This is a genomic window from Clostridium psychrophilum, assembly GCF_018861705.1.
GTDB lineage: Bacteria > Bacillota > Clostridia > Clostridiales > Clostridiaceae > Clostridium_AD > Clostridium_AD psychrophilum.
In genome coordinates, this window is record NZ_JAHLEC010000003.1 from 82,663 (window position 1) to 105,016 (window position 22,354).

At 29.3% G+C, this 22,354-nt stretch carries 16 protein-coding genes and 1 other annotated feature; of the genes, 4 read left to right on the plus strand and 12 right to left on the minus strand.

Annotated features, from left to right (window positions below; all coding sequences use genetic code 11):
• Positions 1 to 129: 129 nt before the first annotated feature.
• The 4 genes from KPL38_RS01945 to ileS all read right to left on the minus strand — a co-directional run bounded on the left by KPL38_RS01945 (position 130) and on the right by ileS (position 9,300).
• Complete coding sequence (locus KPL38_RS01945; RefSeq protein ID WP_216286188.1) at positions 130 to 627, minus strand: hypothetical protein; 498 nt, start codon at positions 625 to 627, stop codon at positions 130 to 132.
• A 124-nt stretch (positions 628 to 751) separates the two neighbouring features.
• Entirely contained in the window at positions 752 to 4,804 is a 4,053-nt protein-coding gene (locus KPL38_RS01950) for an AAA domain-containing protein (RefSeq protein ID WP_216286190.1), read from the minus strand.
• A 122-nt stretch (positions 4,805 to 4,926) separates the two neighbouring features.
• Positions 4,927 to 5,925, minus strand: a complete 999-nt coding sequence (locus tag KPL38_RS01955; RefSeq protein ID WP_216286192.1) for a LacI family DNA-binding transcriptional regulator — start codon at positions 5,923 to 5,925, stop codon at positions 4,927 to 4,929.
• Between the two features lie 273 nt (positions 5,926 to 6,198).
• Positions 6,199 to 9,300, minus strand: a complete 3,102-nt coding sequence (gene ileS, locus KPL38_RS01960) for an isoleucine--tRNA ligase (RefSeq protein WP_216286201.1) — start codon at positions 9,298 to 9,300, stop codon at positions 6,199 to 6,201.
• 130 nt (positions 9,301 to 9,430) lie between these two features.
• Positions 9,431 to 9,648 (minus strand) — a binding site (T-box leader).
• Between the two features lie 598 nt (positions 9,649 to 10,246).
• Between ileS and KPL38_RS01965 the strand changes: the two genes are divergently transcribed.
• The 4 genes from KPL38_RS01965 (at position 10,247) to KPL38_RS01980 (ending at position 13,616) form a co-directional block, all read left to right on the plus strand.
• Positions 10,247 to 12,145 (plus strand): type I glutamate--ammonia ligase, encoded by a 1,899-nt coding sequence (locus KPL38_RS01965; RefSeq protein ID WP_216286251.1) that lies wholly within the window; start codon positions 10,247 to 10,249, stop codon positions 12,143 to 12,145.
• 103 nt (positions 12,146 to 12,248) lie between these two features.
• Positions 12,249 to 12,884 carry an MBL fold metallo-hydrolase gene (locus KPL38_RS01970; protein ID WP_216286202.1) on the plus strand — a complete coding sequence of 212 codons (636 nt, stop codon included), beginning with the start codon at positions 12,249 to 12,251 and terminating at the stop codon, positions 12,882 to 12,884.
• 173 nt (positions 12,885 to 13,057) lie between these two features.
• Positions 13,058 to 13,258, plus strand: a complete 201-nt coding sequence (locus KPL38_RS01975; RefSeq protein WP_216286204.1) for a cold-shock protein — start codon at positions 13,058 to 13,060, stop codon at positions 13,256 to 13,258.
• Between the two features lie 178 nt (positions 13,259 to 13,436).
• Entirely contained in the window at positions 13,437 to 13,616 is a 180-nt protein-coding gene (locus KPL38_RS01980) for a DUF3006 domain-containing protein (RefSeq protein WP_216286214.1), read from the plus strand.
• A 143-nt stretch (positions 13,617 to 13,759) separates the two neighbouring features.
• Here the strand turns inward: KPL38_RS01980 and KPL38_RS01985 are convergent, their stop codons facing one another.
• The 8 genes from KPL38_RS01985 to KPL38_RS02020 all read right to left on the minus strand — a co-directional run bounded on the left by KPL38_RS01985 (position 13,760) and on the right by KPL38_RS02020 (position 22,220).
• Complete coding sequence (locus tag KPL38_RS01985) at positions 13,760 to 14,518, minus strand: prolipoprotein diacylglyceryl transferase (protein WP_216286216.1); 759 nt, start codon at positions 14,516 to 14,518, stop codon at positions 13,760 to 13,762.
• Between the two features lie 276 nt (positions 14,519 to 14,794).
• Positions 14,795 to 15,379: a hypothetical protein gene (locus tag KPL38_RS01990; protein WP_216286218.1), complete on the minus strand. Its 585-nt coding sequence runs from the start codon at positions 15,377 to 15,379 to the stop codon at positions 14,795 to 14,797.
• Between the two features lie 110 nt (positions 15,380 to 15,489).
• The gene (locus tag KPL38_RS01995) at positions 15,490 to 16,752 is read right to left on the minus strand and encodes a DUF7922 domain-containing protein (protein ID WP_216286220.1); all 1,263 of its coding nucleotides are present in this window, start codon (positions 16,750 to 16,752) and stop codon (positions 15,490 to 15,492) included.
• Positions 16,753 to 16,829: 77 nt separating this feature from the next.
• A complete protein-coding gene (gene rsmA / locus KPL38_RS02000; RefSeq protein ID WP_216286222.1) occupies positions 16,830 to 17,666 on the minus strand; it encodes a 16S rRNA (adenine(1518)-N(6)/adenine(1519)-N(6))-dimethyltransferase RsmA in 837 nt (278 codons plus the stop codon).
• The gene (gene rnmV / locus KPL38_RS02005) at positions 17,647 to 18,210 is read right to left on the minus strand and encodes a ribonuclease M5 (protein WP_216286224.1); all 564 of its coding nucleotides are present in this window, start codon (positions 18,208 to 18,210) and stop codon (positions 17,647 to 17,649) included. The genes rsmA and rnmV overlap by 20 nt, the downstream gene beginning before the upstream one ends.
• Positions 18,211 to 18,410: 200 nt before the next feature.
• Positions 18,411 to 19,448 carry a resuscitation-promoting factor gene (locus KPL38_RS02010; protein ID WP_216286226.1) on the minus strand — a complete coding sequence of 346 codons (1,038 nt, stop codon included), beginning with the start codon at positions 19,446 to 19,448 and terminating at the stop codon, positions 18,411 to 18,413.
• Positions 19,449 to 19,719: 271 nt separating this feature from the next.
• Complete coding sequence (locus KPL38_RS02015) at positions 19,720 to 20,487, minus strand: TatD family hydrolase (protein WP_216286228.1); 768 nt, start codon at positions 20,485 to 20,487, stop codon at positions 19,720 to 19,722.
• Positions 20,488 to 20,702: 215 nt separating this feature from the next.
• On the minus strand, positions 20,703 to 22,220 hold the full coding sequence (locus tag KPL38_RS02020) for a DUF445 family protein (protein WP_216286230.1): 1,518 nt from the start codon (positions 22,218 to 22,220) through the stop codon (positions 20,703 to 20,705).
• Between the last annotated feature and the right edge of the window lie 134 nt (positions 22,221 to 22,354).

Below are 22,354 nucleotides of genomic sequence, written 5' to 3' on the forward strand. Positions count from 1 at the left end.
ACATTGAGTTTTTTATATAACTCAATAAGTTTTTATAATTACCTATATTTATCATTATATTTCAAAAAATAAAAAGTGTGTAGAATGAAAAACATATTTTCCATTCTACACACTTTTTATTTACATGCACTATTTGTCATCTAAATCATTACTTTTATCATATATTGTCTCATCTTTCTTGGCTAAAACATCGTCTTTTTCAGCTAACCTGTTTTTTTCTTCATCTACTGTATTATCTTCCTTAGCTAAATCAATACCATCTACACTAAAAGGTGCTGTAAATTCAAAGCTGTCAGTCGGCATTTTTCCTCCACTCTTTTTTAGTAGTTCAAGATCATCATATTTTTCAATTTCATATTCCTTTAAAACGGAAGTAATTTCCCTTTTACCATGCATTGGTAATCGCTTTAAAAATGAGCGAAATAAGCCTTCTCTAAAATATTTTGCATCTACCTTAGGGAAGTATGGCAATGGAGTGAATCCATATGCCTCTGCTTTTTTCACACCCTCGGTATCATACTCAAAATAATATTTTTCAGTTTCCTTACTTAATTCACCTATTTTGAATGATTTACCTTCATCATTTTTCCATACCAACCATATCATGTTTTCCACTTTGCTAGTCATTCCTCTCACCCTCTTAATAATAAATTATAATAATATTATCCTATTATAATATTATCCTTGTTATGATAAGTATATACTTAATACCATGACAAAAACTACATCTAGATAAGTTCTTTACATATTTTTATTTGTTTAATTTTTGTAACAACCTTTCCATAACTAAGCTAGGATTTCTATAGAATTCACTGGCACGTATCTTATAAAACTCCCATCCCACCCTTTCAAGGCACATTTGCATTTCATATTGTTTTTGCCAATTGTAATCTTCATCCTCTGACATTCCTATACACTTAACCGCTATTTTTTTATAATGTCCTTCACTAGATAACATTTGTAAATTCGTTTCTACAACAAAATCTATAATATACTTTCCTATCTTAACTTTTGGTGTAAGCATATGTCCACTTTCTTTTATGCACATTTTTAATTGTTCTTCAAAATCATTTAATAATAAGTGTTCCGAAGATTTAACTTCTTGCTCAGGTTCATTTTCCTCAAGGCAATATTTTAATAGGGAATACCTAACACAATTATTATTAAGATTTTCTAAATCAACTGAATGAAATAGCCACATTTGGTTCCGTGCACGACTTGCTGCTACATTAAATCTTCTTATATCTGATCCCTTTGTCAGGGCTGTAAATTTAGCGTTATTTGCAATAACCATTGATAGAAACATTACATCTCGCTCATCCCCTTGGAAGGAATAAGCATCTCCACATATTAGTCTTCTTTTCAGTATTTCCTCCATACCAAGTCTCTCTACTAACATGTTTAGTATTAATTCAGCTTGAATATCCCCTAGGAGTGATATAACACCCATAGTCATTCCATTATACCTCTCATTATTACAGCACTCTAATATCTTCTCTACAACGTTCTCTGCTTCATTTACATTTAAAGCTTTAGTTTCATCCTTAAGTCCATTGGCAACTTTACATGTTACTATGGCTGGTCCAACTTTTTCCTTAGCATCTATTCTCCTTAAAGGGATTATTTCATTAGAATAACACAGTTGATTACTAAACCCAATTATCTCTGGCACACACCTAAAGTGTTCTTTCAGTAATAACCTACTTGGGAATACCCTTAAGGCCGTATTGTATAAGCTTGTTTTTAAATCAAACCACTCTGCATGTGGAATATCTCTCAAGTACTTATTTATTAAAGCTTCAACAACAACATGGTCTTTTCCAATAGCCTCTGGACTTATTTGCTTTTCATCACCTACAATGATTGCCTTCTTAGCTCTCATTAAAACCGTTATAGCTGATATGTCACTTTGACTGCTTTCATCTACGATAACAACATCGAATAAATTATCTGTGAGTCTTAAATTCTCCATAACTCTATTTATGGGCATAATCCATACAGGAATTACATCCTTACAATTCTCCATTTCTTTTTGTGCAATCTTTCTATATTTTACTGCTTGAGTCCCTGTTCCTTTTCCTATCCTTTTTATAGCTTCCATCCAAGTAAATAAACTTCTTTTCTGAGACTCTGTAGTCCGCTCTATTTGATTAAACCAACTTCTTTTAGAAACAAGCTCACTTATTATTGTTTTTTCTTTATTTTTTTCCTGAGTTATGCTTTTCTCTAATGCTTCTACATCGTCTTCTTCAAGCTTGCACAAAAATCCATTCCATTTTTCCCACTGCCATGCCTTTTCCCAATTTAAGTCTTCTAAATTACTTGTTGTCTTGTTTTCGTCATTTGTCATATTTTTAAGTGTTTCTGGGCAACATTTTTCTAATTTATTACTTAGATTTGTTAATTCTAGCACCTTGTCATATTCTCTCATTAGGTTGTCTATCTCTGTATAAACTCCTTCAATAGCACTGATGTTTCTTGAATTTATAGCTTTATGTAGTTCTCCTAAACACCCAACGCTATTAAACGTTGTCTCTAGTGCTTCCATTTCCAAGTTTAATTTATTATATTTATTTATAAGACTTAAGCTCTCAAATCCATTTTTAAGGTAAACATATGATTCTTTTTTATGCCAACTTAAATTATTGTCTGGTAAAAAGTTAATTATATTATTTTTAAAATCTTTATCCCAATTAATAACTGTTTCAATGCCCCTAATTCCACTAGAAATCTCACTTATATAGTTTGATTTGGAATCATCTGTAATTTCCCCACCATAATCTTTTACTGTATTGTTCCAAATATCTTTAAGTTCTCTTTCTAAAAGCGTTAACTTTATATACAAATTAACTACTAGTACTTGCTTATCGTTGTTTATAAACTCATAATCCACTTTAGAGTCCTCAAATATGTATTTAAGATTTCCATGAAGTAACTTGAATACGATTCCTATTTTACCTTTCTCGCTAATTGTCTTCGCAACAAGATCAAAGTCATTTTTAAATTTATTTATATCAACGCCATTTGATAGCTCTAACTTATGAATATTTAAATCTTGTTTATATTTACTTATATTTTTTATATATTCATTACTTTTATATACTAATTGTTGCCACAACCCTTGTGAATTGTTATCCAAATAATAATTGGTCATAACATTTCCTAACCAATTATTTTCTAACAGTTCAAATTTTTCTATAGCATTGTCTACAAGTTTTAGTAATCTTCTATTCCCATAATCTATAGAATTAACATTATTTAAGTCTTTAATATTGTCTTCATAAACATGTTGCATCTTTTCTAATGCAACTAACTCTGATATTTTATCACATAGATTTTCTTTCTCAGGCAGTACCCCTATATACTTTTGTACATTACCTATTTCAAGGATTTGCTCTTTTGTAATCACCCTTGATAATGTAACTAATTCTTTGAATTCCTTATTTGATAAAAGATTTTTCTCATTAAAATCAAGCTTGTCCACTATCCAAGAATGATTGGCTTCATTTTTTCTAACCCATTTAGATATATACATTAAGGAATACTCTTTTCCCTCATACTCTACCTTTTCATTTTCTCTGTCTTCAATTCTTTTTAATTCTTTATATAAATCTTTCTGCGTTTCAATACAATTATTATGTTTATATTTCAATAATTTTATTTGTGTACGTAATTTTTTAGTATCCATAGATAAATTTTCTGTTATTTTCCTAACAGATTCATCTAATTCCTCTAGTGACTTAGTGTCATTTCCTAGTATGCTTATACACAGTGCTCTAACATCTTCTGGTATTTTATTAGATAGAACTCTTAATGCTCTGTCTGTTTGACTTGTCACTAGTACTCTTTTTCCATGTGCTAAAAGATGACATATTAAGTTAGCAATAGTATGGCTTTTACCTGTACCTGGAGGTCCCTGTACAACTATTCCAAAATTTTCAGCAAGTTTTTTAGTTATTTCCATCTGCTCCTCATTCGCAGGTAATGGGAATAATACATCTTCTCCTACTTCTGACCATTCCTGAGCATCTTTACTATCTTGAACTATTTCTTCTTCTGAAACCAATGCTTCGATAGTTTTAGGAATAGGAAATCCAGCTTTTATTTGTGTTAATACTTCATTTAATTCCATATTCCAAAGTCTTGTGTCTACCTTGCGAAGTATTATGCAAGGAGCATTATAAAATTGTATTTTATCTTGAAATTTTATATCTGACTCATCGCTAAGTTCTCCAGTATAAAAGTCCTCCTTATGGGATTTTAAAAGAATTGCTAACTCCTCAAAAATTTTCGTAGCCATTTCAATATATCTTACATCTAGTGCCATGTCTTTTGCTTTGTTTCTAATATTTATTAAGCTATCTATGTTTACGTCTAAATATTCATTTAAAAATTCAAGTTCAACATTCGTTTGATTATTATATGGCTTTAAACTAAATTTCTTTTTAGTTGAATCAAACTTTATTTCCATCTTAGTAGTAAAAATGGGATGAGCTATTTTTTTTTCTTCTTTTTCCCATGTCAATAATCCATTTGACCAAATTATCTCTAAATCTTCACTATTTTTTTCTAACCGTAAATATATTTTTTGAAACTGATTGTATAATTTTTCTGCTCTCTCATCTACAATTAACCAATAATCATTATTATCATCATAATTAAAAGTACATCCAATATTTTTTTGGAGTTCCTTTTGCCAATATACTTTTTCATATTCATTAATATTTCTAATAGTTTTTTGATTCATATTTTTAATACTTAACAAATATGAAAATATTTTTTCTACTTTTTCACTAATATTCAAAACTTTTCTACCTCCAGCTTGTTCCCTTAGACAATTATAACATTATGCCGCTTGATTTAACTAATAGTGGGGAATGTAAAAAGTCTTATTAAAACTTATATGGTTTTAATAAGACTTTTTATTTATTTACAAGAATCTCTTTCTACTATTCTATAAGGTAATACAAAATGTTTCTCATCACCCTCTATATTATTTATGGATTTAATAAGCATTCTCATACTTACAGAGCCCATATCATACATCGGTTGAGCTACTGTAGTCAATTTAGGATAAAATACTGAAGCTGAATAAATATCATCAAAGCCCATGACATCAACATCGCTAGGTACATTAATAGATTTATCTCTTAATGCATTTATTACTCCCATAGCAATTTCATCACTATTACAGAATACTGCATCTATTTTTTTACCTTTATCAAGTATTGTATTAATGCCTTCATATCCATCTCTAGCTTTAACTCCACCAAGATAAACTAATTCATCATCAAGATCTATTCCCATTTTTGAGAGCCCTTTAGCATACCCAGTATACCTTTTAGATAATGCATTAACTTTATCAATTGATGAACCTACATATGCAATTTTTTTGTTACCCTTATTTATCAAATATTCCACTGCATCTGATGCTGCCTGTACATTATCTATGGCAACACTAGGGAATATTCCCTGCTCATCTGTAGTTTCTACAAGAACCACCGGCATTTCTAGTTCTTTTATTAGACTTATAACATTACTTTCTATGGAATTACTCATATATATAACTCCATCTATCATTTTCTCTTTAAGAATTCTTAAAGATTCCATTTCTTTTTCTACATCTAAATCTGCGTTACAAAGCATAATATTATAATTATAAATATTAGCTACATCCTCACAGCCTCTAACTATTTCAGGATAAAATTCATTTGATATATCCGGTATAATTATTCCTATTGTGCTAGATTTTTGTGTTTTTAGACTTCTAGCGACTATATTTGGCCTATATGACAATTTTTTTATAGCATCTTTTACTTTTTTCTTAGTGTCTTCGTTTACCACATCTATGTCATTTAAGACTCTAGATACTGTGGCAATAGAGACTCCCGCTTCTCTCGCGACGTCTTTTATTGATGCAGCCATATTCCTCAACTCCTACTATTTTCTTATCTTACCATTATACTGATAAAACCTTATAATTTCAAGTGTGCATTGATATATAAAGCATTAAATAAAAAATATATGTTTTTTTTTACTATGTATTCTTTATTATCACCAAATAATATATTATTTAATCTTATTTTACAATTATTTAATCTTATTTTACAATTATTTCATCTTATTCTAAAATTCTTATAACTACATTAAAATAAAAAGTATATGACTAATATCATATACTTTCTATTTTAACATTAATTATAATTTTACTAAATCTAATTGTAAATCTTCACCGTTTATTCTAACGTTCTTGTATTCTCTTTTTTCATTGTATACAATCTCCATAGATAGGGTATCTCTTTTAATTTGCTTCTCAAATTTAGAGATTACACTTTCAAGCATTTCGTTTCCAGCTACGTATGTCTTAATCTTATCAGCAACTTCAAACCCATTTTCTTTTCTCATATTTTGAATTTTACTTAAGATTTCACGTACGTTTCCTTCTTCTTTAAGCTCCTGAGTAATGTGAGTAATTAATACAACTCCAATTTCTCCTTCTCCAGCAAATGTATAACCCTCAAGTCCTTGCATTGTAACAAGTAATTTTTTGCTATCTAATTCTATTTCTGTTCCACCTACATTTATAGTAACAACGTTACCTTTATTTATAGTTTGAGCGAGTTCCATTTGATTCATAGCACCTATTGCTTTTTTGATACCAGGAATTAGTCTGCCATATGGCTTCCCTAGTACTGGCAAATTAGGTTTTATTTCAAATTTAACATATTTAGAAAGATCAGCTCCTAGCTCTACCTTTTTAACATTAAGTTCTTCTTTTACTATATGCCCATAATATTCTGGAAGAGATTTAGAACTAACTAGCATTTTAGAAAGTGGCTGTCTGTTCTTTATATTGGCAGTATTTCTTGCACTTCTTCCTAGTTTAACGATTTTATAAGCTTTATCCATTTCTTCTTCTAAAGCCTTGTTAACTAGGTCTCCATTATATTCAGGCCAAGAACATAAATGAACACTCTCAGGTGCATTTTTATCAAACGCAACTACTAGATTTTGATATAACTCTTCTGTTATAAATGGTATAAATGGTGCAGCTATTTTAGTAAAAGTTGTAATAACTTTATATAGTGTCATATATGCGCCTATTTTATCATCTGTAAGTGACTGTACCCAATATCTTGATCTATTACGTCTTACATACCAGTTAGAAAGCTTATCAATAAAATCTTCAAGTTCAAGAGCACCTTGAGTTATTCTATAGTTGCTTAAATGATCATCTATATCCTTAACTAAGGAATTTAATTTTGACATCATCCATTTATCCATAATGTTTTCAGATACAAAATCTTCATGTTTTGTTGGATCAAAATTATCTATATCAGCATAAAGAATATAAAATGAATAAACATTCCAAAGCGTTCCTATGAACTTTCTTTGTGAATCAATAACTGCTCCCTCATAAAATCTTGAAGGTAACCATGGTGCACTAGTAGTGTAGAAATACCATCTTAGAGCATCCGCTCCTTCATTATCAAGTACTGTAAATGGGCTTAGTACATTTCCTTTATGCTTAGACATTTTAAGTCCATTTTTATCTAAAACATGTCCAAGTACTATACAGTTTTCAAATGGATTAGTATCAAATACGGTAGTAGATATCGCAAGTAATGTATAAAACCATCCTCTAGTTTGATCTACTGCTTCTGAAATAAATTGCGCTGGGAAATTAGCTTCAAATTTTTCTTTGTTTTCAAAAGGATAATGATGTTGTGCAAATGGCATTGATCCTGAATCAAACCAGCAATCTATAACTTCTTCAACTCTAGTCATTGATTTACCACATTTTGGACACTTTAAATGAACATTGTCTATATATGGTTTATGAAGTTCGATTCCTTCTGGTACATCTATTCCCTTTTCATTAAGCTCTGCGATACTTCCTATAAGTTCTCTATGTCCACATTCACATTCCCAAATTGGAAGTGGTGTACCCCAATATCTTGTTCTACTTATACTCCAATCTATAACTCCTTCAAGAAATTTTCCCATTCTTCCAGATCTTACGTTATCTGGCATCCAATTAACCTTATTGTTGTTTTCTATAAGTTTGTCTCTCATTGAAGACATTCTTACAAACCAGCTTTCTCTTGGATAATATAAAAGTGGTGTATCACATCTCCAACAGTGTGGATATGAATGAGTAAATTTTTCTTCTTTATATAAAACACTATTTTCTTTTAAGTATTCTAATATTTTAGCATCAGCATCTTTAACAAAAATGCCTTTCCATGGAAGAACGCAATCAACAAACTTGCCTTCTACATCGACCAAATTAACTAGTGGTAAATTATATTTCTTACCAAGTAAGTTATCATCTTCACCATAAGCTGGTGCAATATGAACTATCCCTGTACCATCTGAAAGTGTTACAAAATCTCCATGAACTATATAGAAAGCTTTTTCTTTTGGAGTGTAGAAATTAAACATTTGTTCATATTCAAGTCCTAGAAGATCTTCACCTTTAAATTCACGTACAATTTCATACTCACCTTCTAATTTAGTTAACAAATCTTTAGAAAGTATTAAATGCTCATCTTGATTAATTACTTCAACATAGTTGAATTTTTTATTAACTGCGAGAGCTACGTTACTTGGAAGTGTCCAAGGAGTTGTAGTCCAAACAAGTAAAAATTTATCTTCACCTTTTACTTTAAACTTTACGTATGCTGACATTTCTTTTACTTCTTTATATCCTTGCGCTACTTCATGAGATGATAACGAAGTTCCGCATCTAGGACAATATGGCATTACTTTATGACCTTTATATAACAAATCCTTATCCCACATCTGCTTTAGTGCCCACCAAACAGACTCAATATAATCATTATGATAAGTTACATATGGGTTATCCATGTCTATCCAATATCCTACTCTCTCAGACATTTCTCTCCACATATTAACGTAACTAAAAACACTTGCCTTACATTCTTTAACAAAATTCTTCACACCGTATGCTTCTATTCCAGGCTTTCCATTAATTCCAAGTTTTTTCTCTATTTCAAGTTCTACTGGTAGTCCATGAGTATCCCACCCTGCTTTTCTAGGAACATTGTACCCCTTCATTACCTTATATCTTGGAATTAAATCCTTCATTACTCTTGTTAAAACATGACCTATATGTGGTTTACCATTAGCCGTTGGTGGACCATCATAAAAGGTGAAGGTCTTGCCTCCCTTATGTAAGTCAAAATTCTTTTGTATAATATCTTTTTCTTTCCAAAGCTTTAGTATATCCTTTTCTATATCCATAAAGCTTTTTGAAGTATCATTTTTCTTGTACATAATAAAACTCCTTTCCTTATTTCAATTAATAGTACCTATTAGATGCAAGGAACTTTCCTTTTAAAAAGGGAATTAAATTTATTAAACAATTAATTTAATTCTCTTTTAAAATATAAAAAACTCCACCCTTAAATAGGGCGAAGTTAAATTCGTTATGCCACCTACATGATTAATATAAATTCAAGTACAATTATACTTTATTCTTTAACGCAGAAATACGGATAAGCTTACTGATTTTCAGCTCTCGGCTCCTAGGTGATTTTTTCTAAACATTTGCTATGGGTTCTCACCTTATCCCACTCTCTGTAAGTTACTTGCTTAAATACTTTTCCTAATCAACGCTTTTTATTAGTCATAATCGATTTATAATATAAATATATTATAAATCAATATGAACTTCTTACCATTATATTATAATGGATTTTTATTGTCAATTTCTTTTTAGTTTTTCTTTTCTCTACTATTATAAAACCATATCTATCTATAATTTAAAATTTATATTATAAGGTAAACATTTTAATATTTGGCAATTACTATAAGAGTAAATTTTCATTAACTACTTTGATTACTCATTTAGCCCCTATTAATGAGTATATGTGATATAATATTAGTTAAAAATGAATTAAAAAGATACAAATTAATTTAAAATATGTCTTAACAAATGAATTATTACTTATATTAAACTTGCAAAATACCATCATTATTTTGTTATTAATTAAAATTCATGATCTTTTGTATTGACATGAATTCATTTTTGTAATAAAATCATTTTATTTATAACTCTAATTTAGTTATGTAAAAAGCAAAAAAGCTCTCTACAACTATTAAAAAAAGTATATAACGATCAAATCTTTCACTAAAAAATCATTCTATATCTTAAGAGGTCAATCAAGTCACTTAAGTGGCTTTTTAGCAATTTAAATATATATTATAGAGGAGGAATATTATTTTGAAGAAATTAATTTATTCAATTCTTAAAGAAAAACATTCTGAAAAAGACATTAAAGAAATTTTACTTGCGCACTCTGAGGTGAAATTTGTTTCCCTTGTAGGTATCGACTTATCAGGAAATGACACTGATGAAAGAATTCCAATACAAATATTTTTAGATGACATTAGCGGTTTCGCGAACGGTGCTATTCAAACTGATGGTTCATCTGTAGTATTGCCAGGAATTGCTACTTTAAACAATGCTAAATTAGATATGATGGCAGATGTTGATTGTAATTGGTACATTGATTACAATTATGAAAACATTGACCCTGAAACAGAATTACCAATAGGTACCTTAAAAATTCCATGTACATTATTACATGATCATATTCCAGTGGATTCAAGATCAATATTAAAAAGATCCGTTAAAACATTCAAAACAACTGTTCTTAATTTATTCAAAGAAAATCCATCATCTTTAAGTTCTTTTGATTTTGAATATAAAGATATTGAAAAGTTATCACTCACTTCAGCTACTGAATTAGAATTTTGGGTAAAAACACCTAATGATAAGGCTGATATAGAAGAACTATCTACATCTCAAGTACTAAAAGAACAATATTGGAGCAAAACTAAAGGTAATGTTAGAACAGCTCTCGAACAAACACTTCTACTAATGGAAGAGTATGGTTTCGAACCTGAAATGGGCCATAAAGAAGTTGGCGGTGTAAAAGCCAAAATAGGTGAATCTGGTTCTCTAACTCACATTATGGAACAACTTGAGATAGATTGGAAATTTTCAGATGCTGTTCAATGCGCAGATAACGAAATGTTTATTAGAAATTTAGTAAAAGAAACATTCAGACTTAATGGTTTAGATGTTAACTTTTTAGCAAAACCTGTACATGATGTAGCTGGAAGCGGTGAACATACTCATGTAGGTCTCGCTGTAAAATTAAAAAATGGCAAGAGAGTCAATATATTTAATTCAGCTAACAATCATTTTTTAAGCACTTTAGGTTATGCTTCAGCAATGGGTATACTTAAAAATTATGAAGTAATAAACCCATTTGTTTCTGCAACAAATGATTCTTTAAAAAGATTAAAAGTTGGATTTGAAGCTCCTATTTGTATAGTAACTTCACTTGGTCACAGTGTAGATGTTCCATCAAGAAATAGATCTATACTACTTGCATTAATAAGAGATCTTGACAATCCGCTTGCTACAAGATTTGAACTTAGAGCTCCATGTCCACATACTAATACTTACCTAGCTTTATCTACTTTGTATATGGGTATGCTCGACGGTATTGTATATGCCATCAAAAACAATAAATCAGAAGATGACCTTTTGAAAGAACTATCTAAGAAACCAGGTGATGACGCAGATTATCTAGAAAAAGATAGAGCTTATAGAAGTGAAGAAGATGTATTTGAATTCTATACAGAAAAACAACGTGCAGATTATTTTGGAAAAGCTCCTAAAACTGTTTTTGAGAATATTCGTGCATTAGATGAATATCCTAAAAAGCTTGAAATTCTTAAAGCTGATGGTGTATTCACCACTAGTATAATAAATAGTTTTAGAATGGCAACAATATCTAGATGGGTTACTGAAATCAACAATAGATTATTAAACAATTATTCACAAGAAATTAGGAAATTTAAAATGATTCATTCTGCTGAGAAAGCTTTAGATTTAGATTTAGCAAATTGGCAGAAAGTAAGTGATTTAAGACAATCACTTATGAAAGACACTTATTCTAAAACTAGCCTATTTTCTAAAATAAAAGAAGCTTCTAACAATGAAAACTATGAAGAACTTTCAACATTACAAATACAGTTAGACGAACAAATTCAAGAACTTAGACTTTATTATTCTAACTATGAAAAGAATTTGTTAGACATATAATAAAACTCTAAATTAAATATTGTAAATTATGAATAAATCACCTCAATTGTATAAATACTATTGAGGTGATTTTTTATAATTTATTAATAGAAGGAGAATTTATATGCAAATAACTTGGCTTGGGCATTCATGCTTTCTTTTTGAAGATTCTAAAGGTACAAAACTTTTAACAGACCCATTTGACACTACTGTAGGCTATGAACTTTATAAAGGTAATCCTGATATTGTTACTATAAGCCATAATCATTTTGATCATAATTATACTAAAAATTTAAACGATAACTGTAAGATTATAAGTAAGGTGGGTATGTCTAATTTTAACGATGTATACATAAAAGGTATCCCTTCATATCACGACAAAAATAAGGGTGAAAAACGTGGTGATAACCTAATATTCTTATATAAAATGGATGGATATTCCTTATGCCATTTAGGAGATTTAGGTCATACTCTTACAAATAATGATATTGAAACTATTGGAACTGTAGATATATTATTTATTCCAGTAGGTGGTAATTATACAATAGATGGAAAAGAAGCATCCGAAATAGCTAAGAAAATAAATCCCAAGATAATTTTCCCTATGCATTATAAAACATCAAAAGTTTTCCTTCCCTTAGATGGAGTAGAAACATTTCTTATGAATATGAAGAATGCCTCAAAAATAGATAATAATACTTTAATTATTGACGATATAATAAATGAATCGCTTTCTGTTAAAATATTAAATTATGTCTAAGAATAAGCCATTTTTAAATTAACTGATTTTAGGTGTTTATCATAGATAAAGTAATATAATTTCGTTAAAATATAATTTTTTTTCGAAAAACTATTTAAAAATACACCAAAGTGTAGTATCATAATAGCTATGTTACAGATGTTGCAAATTTTTTTATTCAGGAGGAAAGTTATATGAAAACAGGTACAGTTAAATGGTTTAATTCAGAAAAAGGGTTTGGTTTTTTATCAGTAGAAGGAGAAGAGGACGTATTCGTACATTTCTCAGCTATTCAAGGAGACGGATATAAATCTTTAGAAGAAGGACAACAAGTTCAATTTGAAATTACTACTGGTGCTAGAGGCCCTCAAGCCGCAAACGTTACTATAGTATAAATTTTAAAAAATAAAAAACCTATCACAATTTGTGATAGGTTTTTTATTTTTACATATGATACCACTACTGTATTTTTTATTTGTATTGTAAAATAATATTAGTCTTATGAATATAATATTGTTCTTTGCTAAAACTAAAGTAAAGATAGCTTATATTTTATGAGAGGATGATTTTATAATGTTTGGAAAAATAATAGATATGAATAGTACGGAAGCTTTTATAAATTTTTCAGATGGAACTACAGTGGACGTAAGTATAGGTCGCTTACCTAAAAATTCAAAAACTGGAGATACTATTAATTTAAATATTGGAACTATTACTAATATACTCAATAACAAAATGATAGATTTTTTTTAAACATAAGTAAATGATTAAAAGTGCTATATTTGTTACAGCAATACAGAAAATGATTTAATATAACACTTTTACTATTCACCTTAATACATTGAAATTTTGAGTTTTGCTTTTAATATTTCTTATCCCTATTATAATTTTTAAAATTATTTTGATAACCTTGCTTTTATTTTTTCAATGTTAAATAATCCAATTCCAATAATAACTATAAATAAACTAATAAATTGAGATGTAGAGAATATAGATATATTCCCTCGAGGATCCCCTCTTAAATATTCTATTAAAAATCTTCCTATGCTATATATTATAAGGTAAAGAGAAAATACTCTGCCTTTTTTTCTTTCTTTTCTATTATACCAAAGTAAAAAAATTGCTAATATGAAATCAAACACTGAAGAAAAGATTTGTGTTGGGTATAAATGTAGATTTGCAGGTGCAAACGGTGAATTATTGAATTCCACTCCTATTGGTAATGTTGTAACTCTTCCGTAACAACATCCTGCTAAAAAACACCCTATCCTACCAAATCCTTGAGCCAAAGGTAAGCTTGGAACTAACAAGTCACATACACTAAGTGTATTCCAACCTTTTTTTATACTATATAACCACACAGCTAATATGCCACCCAAAATAGCCCCATAAATGACAAAACCATTGCCAATGTCTTTTAATACTGATGGTTGCTCTATTATGTACCTAATATCCGTTATTATGTAAAGTAATTTTCCACCTAGAATTCCAAAAATAATTACTAGTATAGACATATTCCATATATCGTCTTCATTATACTGTTCTTTCTTACTTCTATAAGTTAATAGAAAAAGTGCTGCAATAATTCCAATAGCTATCATTAATCCATACCCATAAATTTTTACAAAAGAAAATTCAAATAATACTGGTTTCATTTCCATCCTCCTATTTATAATGATTGCCCTTTTACAGCTTCTATTTAAGCCGCCTACCACAATAAAATGCTAAGAGGAGCAATTGCCCCTCTTAGCTTTAAGTTCTATAATAAACGATCTATTCGCTCATAACATGGTAGTAAATTATTACTCTAATATATCTAAAATAAATTATAATACTTTAAAATACATTAAGCAAATAGAATTAATTTAAAAGGTGCCATTAATAATAATTTTTTCCTTATACTTTACAACTAACATACATTACTTAGTAATTCAATTAATTTTTAATGTTTCAACTATACTTTCAAAAATAGCTACATAAGTCTCTTTGAAATTAACTTCTCGCACAAAAAATGAAAATCTATAAAACTGTTTTCCATTATCAATAAAATATTCATATGCCTTGTACCAATTATTACCTATTGTATTTATAGAGTATTGTACTAAATATGTTTTTTTGCCATTGATATTAAAACTATTTATTTTATAATTCTTAATTTCATTTTGTTTTTGAGATATGTTTTTACTATTTTGTAAAAATACTTTTAAATCCTGTTTAGCTGTCCAGACTTCTACAAAACCATGAATTATTGCATCCGCTGATTGAAAATCATTGTGATACACAATTTCATCTCCAGCAAATGTTTTTTCTTTTGATGTCCATCCCGCTGGCAATTTATACGTTATGTTTCCATTTAAAGCCACATAACTATCTAACAAATTAATATTATTCTCTACAAGAATGGTGGTTTTTAATTTGTTATCAAATTGTTTTGATATCCCTACTAGTGTAATCATAAGTCCAACAATTATCACTAAAATTCCAACTTTCTTTCTGTTTATAAATATAATCTTCAATGTACCCCTCCAGATATTAATATTAATATACTATATGATATATAATATAAAAATATTAAAAAATAAAATGTATGACTAATTTATAGCCATACATTTTATTTTTAACTGTATTATTTTTTTATAGGTACTACTATTGTAGAATTTTTAAAATCATAAAACATCAACCAATGACCCATTTCATCATTGTCTTTATCCGCAATCCAAGTTACAAAACCAGTTTTGCCTCCATAGGGTTGATGCGCTTTAGCTTTTGTTCCAGGTATTCCATAAACAATATATTTCATATACCCATTAGAATCACATTTATATCCTAACATAAAAGATTTATAGTTTCTAATATATGGATAATAACAAATCATCGGATAATAGGCTATTGTATATTTGTTATAGTCACTTAAATCATACATGTTCTCTAAATCATGAACAGGCACTTTATACCACGTACACCATTTAATTTCATTTGAAAAGTTAGGCACTTCTACAAAATCTTTAGCTACTGCTTTAAAGAAATTTCCCATATCACCTTTTGGATATTCTTTTTTACTGTCGCTATTTTCCTTTTTATTCGGTTTGCATTCTTTATTCTTATGTCTATCAATATCATAATTATCTTCTGAGCTTTTACTTTCTATATTCTCATCCGGCAACTCTTGTATTTCAATATTTTCAGCTTCAACTCTTTGCTTAGTATCTTCTTCATCTATATTTTTTTTACTTTCTAAAGAGTTATCTACTTCTTTATCTGCATTCTTTACATCTTCTAAAGATTTAACATCTTTAGATTCAACTCTTTTTTTCTCTTCTTTTTCTTGTACATCTTTTTGTATTTCTAAATGCTCAGCTGCTTCATTACCTTTTACTTTAATTAATTCGATACTTTGTTCATACTCATCAAATTCATTGACTACATCTTCTGATCTTGTTTCTTTCTTGTCCTTGTTACTATCGGCTAATTTATAGTTCTTCCAATCACTCGGTTTATCTGTTGTTGAGAATCCACTCATTATTGAAATTACATTGGCATCAAGAAATTTAACAATTCCAGCTCCAATAATTTTCTCAGCAGAAATATTAGTTTCTGCTATATTGTCCATATCATACTCATAAAAGATGTCTACCCTACCGTGATCGTCTATGTTCAATTTACCGACTTTTATGATTTTGTTAACATCTTTTTTACCACATATCAAAACCATGTAATAAGGTTGTTTCTCTTTCCTTAGGTTCTGCACATAGTATGAAATCTTACATTTACTGTTTTTCATTTCAAGCTTTGCATACCCCGATGGTATTTTGTCTGAGTCTAATGAATAGCCTTTTTCATCTTCTTGTAATATAATAAAGTACCTACTATAATTTTTTTTAGGTGTCACCTTCCTCTACCTCCATATAAAACTTATTCATTATAATATATGAAGTATATAATAAAAAATGAACAACATCTGAAAATTTATTTTACATTTCCTATTTCATCCGAAAGATTAGCGAATTCTTGAAGCGATAAAGTTTCGCCTCTCCTTTTAGGATCAATATTTGCTCTCTCAAAACATTTTTGTAATTCCTCTTTGTCAATACCTATGTCTTTTATCGAATTCCACAAGATTTTTCTTCTCATATTAAAAGATTTTCTTACTATAGCAAAAAACAATGCTTCATCTTTCACCTTAACTTTAGGTTCACTTAACCTATCCAATCTAATAACCATGGACTCTACCTTAGGCTCTGGCAAAAATGCTGATGGTGGAACTAAGCGCAAAATTTCTGTATCACAATAGTATTGAACTAATATTGAAAAAGCTCCATATGCCTTGCAATTAGGCTGTGAATCTATTCTCTGCGCAACTTCCTTTTGTATCATAATAGTCAAAGATTTAAAATTATATCCCTTAGTAAGTAAATTAACGATTATAGGAGTTGTTAAATAGTATGGCAAATTGGCAACCAACTTCACAGATTTTTCTTCCCCAATAAGTTCATTATAATCTACTTTTAATGCATCCTTATGTATAAGCTCAAAATTATCAAATTCCTTAAGTTCATCCTCTAATATCGGTAAAAGTTGATCATCTAGTTCTATAGCACAGACTCTCTTAGCTCTCTTTAAAAGTTCTCTAGTTAATGTACCTACACCTGGCCCTATTTCAATAATAAAGTCTTCTGCGCCAACATCTGCTCCATCTACGACGTCATCAAGCACAGAATCATCTATTAAAAAGTTTTGACCTAAGCTTTTCTTATACCTAAATTTATATTTTTTTATAACTTCACTAATCGTCAAATCTGCCATAATTCATCTCCTTGTTTATTTTTTCTATAGCTTTAATAAATTCTTCTTTTATAATTCCATAATTATTTAGCCTAGTTATAAATTGTGCTGAGTTGCCATAGCCTATTCCTAGTTCATTCCCTAGTGCATCTCGCCTTTCCTTAGCTCTACTGTCTGCTGTTAACTTAAAAAATATCATGTCATGTATGTCAAATTCTTTTCTTTTCTCTTGAACTTCATATTTTGCAGCACCAAGTGCTCTTAGTATTGTTTCTGGTGATGCATTTTCAACACCTATATCTCCATCTTTAGTACCTTCTTTTTGAGATATATACGCATGCTTTACATTAGCTACTCTTTTAGATATAATTTTTCTTATTTTTTCTCCAGCAAAGTCGGGGTCAGTAAATATTATAACGCCTTTTCTCTTTTGTGCTTCTCTTATCTTGTTAATTACCTTTTCATTAATTCCGAATCCCCCAACAGAAATCAGCTCAGCTTCTACTGCTCTCTTAACTGCTGTTACGTCGTCTCTTCCCTCAACCACTATAACCTCTTTAATCATTTTATCCTCCTAATTGCTCACAATAAAAGATAACACTCATTAAGTATTATCTCCGTGTTTTGCTTAACTAAGTCACTTACTTTTATTCTATAAACATAAGAAAGCAGAATATCCCTTAGTTTTTCAATGCATTCCTGCATCTATAATACCATTTTACTTATTAATAGTGAACTACAAAACAAAAAAAGGAGCTTATGCTCCTAATTCATAATATAAATATTCACATTTCGTGATCCCCAATCCCAGCTTTCATTACTGGAATCATAATAAAGATCTATTACCTTACCCTTTATAGCTCCGCCTGTATCATCTGCAGTGGCATAACCATAGCCCTCAACATAAAGCTTTGTCCCTAATGGAATAACGCTAGGATCTACAGCTATTGTACTATAACCGCCTGGATTTCTTACTGCTCTTTTCCCAGTACAAGTTATACCTAACCCAGGGTCATTTGGACCTTTTCCAGTGCAATTTAAATCAGCAGTATATGCTGTTGCCCTGACCTTCATTTTCTTAGTATAACGAATATCTCCTCCACGAGATGGTGTATAAACATTCGAAGTTCCTAAGACTATGATTTCTTTAACAGGCTTTAAATTAACTTTTTCACTAACTAATTTTTTAGATACCTCTTTGCCATTCTCATAGACAACTGTCGAAGTAATAACCTTCTGGCCTGCTTTGCCCTTCTGACTGACTTTTTTGACACCTTTTTTCAATTCACCACTACGCTTAATTTCAGTTGCAAACTTAACCGCTTTAGTCTCTGTGCGTTTCTTAGTGCTTACTCTTGTTATATTTACTACGAGACCTGATTTTAATGAATCACTTTTTAATGGGGTGATTTTGTCTTTATCACTTAATACAATTTTTTCAGATTTTAACATATCTTCCACTGTCTTTTCAGCAGTTTGAATATTGCGAGTTTTCCCATCAACTGTTACTTTAACATTTACAGCTTTTTTTATATATATTTTGTCTCCGTCTTTTACTTTACTGTCTAATTTCACCGTTATTTGATCTTTTGACCCTAAAGCTATATTATTACTTTTTAATATTTGAGTAACATTGCTGTTTAAGGTTGTAACTTTAATAGATTTACCATCAACGATAACAGATATAGCCTTTTTCATATTAAAAATAGACACTGTAATGCATGTTATTAGAAGCATTACTACAAAAACTGTCTTTGGACCATTTGAAAAAAAGTTCTTCAAATTATTCTTTGCATTTTTCATTGTAATATTCCCTCCCTTGGTCAAGAGCACTTTGGTATTATAACGTGAAGCTATAAATATGTCAAATCTACAACCTATTGCTCTTAATTTTGTTGATAATGCATCATTGTGCATAAAATTATAATTCAAAAATAACTTAACTAACCCAGTTTTGAGGGTAACTTGGTAAAATTAATATTTACCATTAAAATTATATCTTTGTCCTTAAAATTTAAGTACAAACACTCTTTTGTAAAATTATTACACAAGTTGAATCTTTAACCATCTTACACTATCTGTTAATTTTTAGCAAATGTTTTATATTAAATATTGTTGAATTTTCAATTTCTTCTATACTTTTACCCTTAACTTCCGATATTTTTTCTATAATATATTTAATGTAATCTGATTGATTTCTTTTCCCTCTATTAGGCTCAGGTGCCATATATGGGCAATCTGTCTCTACTAATATTCTATCCATTGGTACAATCTTTGCAACCTCTGATGTTTTTTTTGCATTCTTAAATGTTATTACCCCAGTAAAACCTATATAATATCCAAGTTTTAAACACTCTCTTGCAAATTCAACACTTCCTGAGAAACAATGAACTGTGCCTATCACCTCTGGAAATTCCTTTAATATATCCAAAGTATCTTTATGAGCATCCCTATCATGTATAACCACTGGTAATTTAAGCTCTTTTGCAAGCCCCATTTGAAGTCTAAAAGCATTCATTTGAATCTCTCTATCTGGATTTTCATCATTGTGATAATCGAGTCCTATTTCACCTATAGCCCTAACCTTTGGGTAACTTGCTAAATCTCTTAGTTCATTAATAGTTTTCTCATTAACAATGTTTGCATATTCTGGGTGAACTCCTACTGCCGAATATATAAAGTCATATTTACTTGATAATTCTACTGACATTCTTGCGCCTTCTAGTGACGCCCCACAATTTAATACACCTATTACCCCTTTATCATTTAACCCATTTAGTACTTTTTCTCTATCTTTATCAAACGCTTCATCATCATAATGTGCATGTGAATCAAATATCATAATATGTACTGCAATTAAACCTATTAACTTAAAAGTTTAATAACAGCTTTCACCACCTTTTTTATTTATTAATAAATTTTTAAGCCCACTCTAAATATCTGTTAGGTATTATATCATAAATACCAAACTATTTGCAAAATTGTATAGAAGATTCTATATAAAAAAATCAAAAGTCACTTTCATATGAAAGCAACTTTTGATTTTAATTTTATGTGCTAGAGTGAACCTAATATAGGCGACAAGATGCCCATAATTGCACCTAACAGTGCCCCCAGCCAAGTTATAGCGTTTAACTCTTTACTAGCGATTTCTAGTATAATTTTCTCCCCAAATGCTACATCAAACTCGTTAATTTTGTCTTCAACAATTTTTGACACATCTAACACTTCAATTACGTCAGATGCTCTGTTTTCTATAAATCTATTGTATAATTTTCTAACTATCTTAGAAGTTGACTTAGATACTTTTTTACCATTTCCTTTAAATATTGATTTCATCTCTATATTTAGCAATTTATTACTTACTATAGACAATATTTCTGCAACTTTAATTTTCATAGACTTGCTTTCCACTATAGCATTTATCCTGCTCTTTATAAATTTTTCTATTGCGCTTTTATAGTCTATACCTGTTTTCTTTAGTATCTGTTCAACAGATACATGCTCGCTAAAATTGTCTTGAATAGTATTAAATGTATCTATAATAAGCTTTTCATCTACAACATTAGTTGTGAAAAATTTAATTAATGGTTCTATGCTATCATCGATTCCTTCTTTTGGCAATTCAGAAATCACTCCATTTATTGAATTTTCAAGTAGCTTGTCTATTATCTCATTAACTGTTAATGCAATGTCATTATGATTTTTTTCATCATCTAAATACCCATCTATACCTACTACAACTTTGTCATAAATACTATCTACAGTTATAAACATAGCTATCATTGGGCTTAATTTAGTACCTATTATTTCACCAACAATTTGTCTCAATTTCTGACTGTTTTTTTCTTCCTTCAAAAATTTTTTTATTCCCATTGCTATATTATACTTTTTACTATAAACATATACTTTAATAATGTTAGTTATTTGTCTAGGTATAACTTCATCAAATTTTTTATCTAAAGCCACTAACTTAGCTATATTTTCTTTTAATATCATTTGAATTTTATTATAAAAATTGTCAGAATTCTTATAATTAATAGTTGCACTCATAACTTTATTTTTTATAGAATTATATAAATCACTCTCACAAATTATTTGTGGTCGTGTATTCAATACTTGCATCATCTCTGTATAAACATATTTAGCAATTCCTTTTTTAACTTCTTCTTCATTTATATAATCAAAAATTAATTTAGATACATTGCTACTATTGTTTTCTATAATATTACAATATTCATCACCTAATAGTTTTTTTATCTCATTTCCTACAGTACTTTCACTATTACTAATAATGTTTACTTTCCCTTGTACCCAAGAATCCAATTGTTTATTCATATCATCGCTACATAAAGACTTGCAAATTGTTTCCTTTGTTAAAATATGTTGGCCAACAGATTCTCCTATATTTTTAGCAATTCTAGTCTTTTCCTTTGGAATAAGACCAGGTGTAAATGGTATTTTAATATTAAAAAGTCTAATTTCTTTGTGTGGTCTAAATAACATTTTTATAGCTAACCAATTGGTTATAAACCCTATAACAGAACCCACTAACGAACCTATAAAAAATTTCATATTGTTTCTCCCTTGCTATTTCTGATAGTGTAAACACTATCTTTGCTTTATTTATTTGAAACCTTGCTATTGCAAGGGTTATAACTGTTTTTAATATAAAAAACAATGACCCCCTCTCTTTTGGTATAATTGTT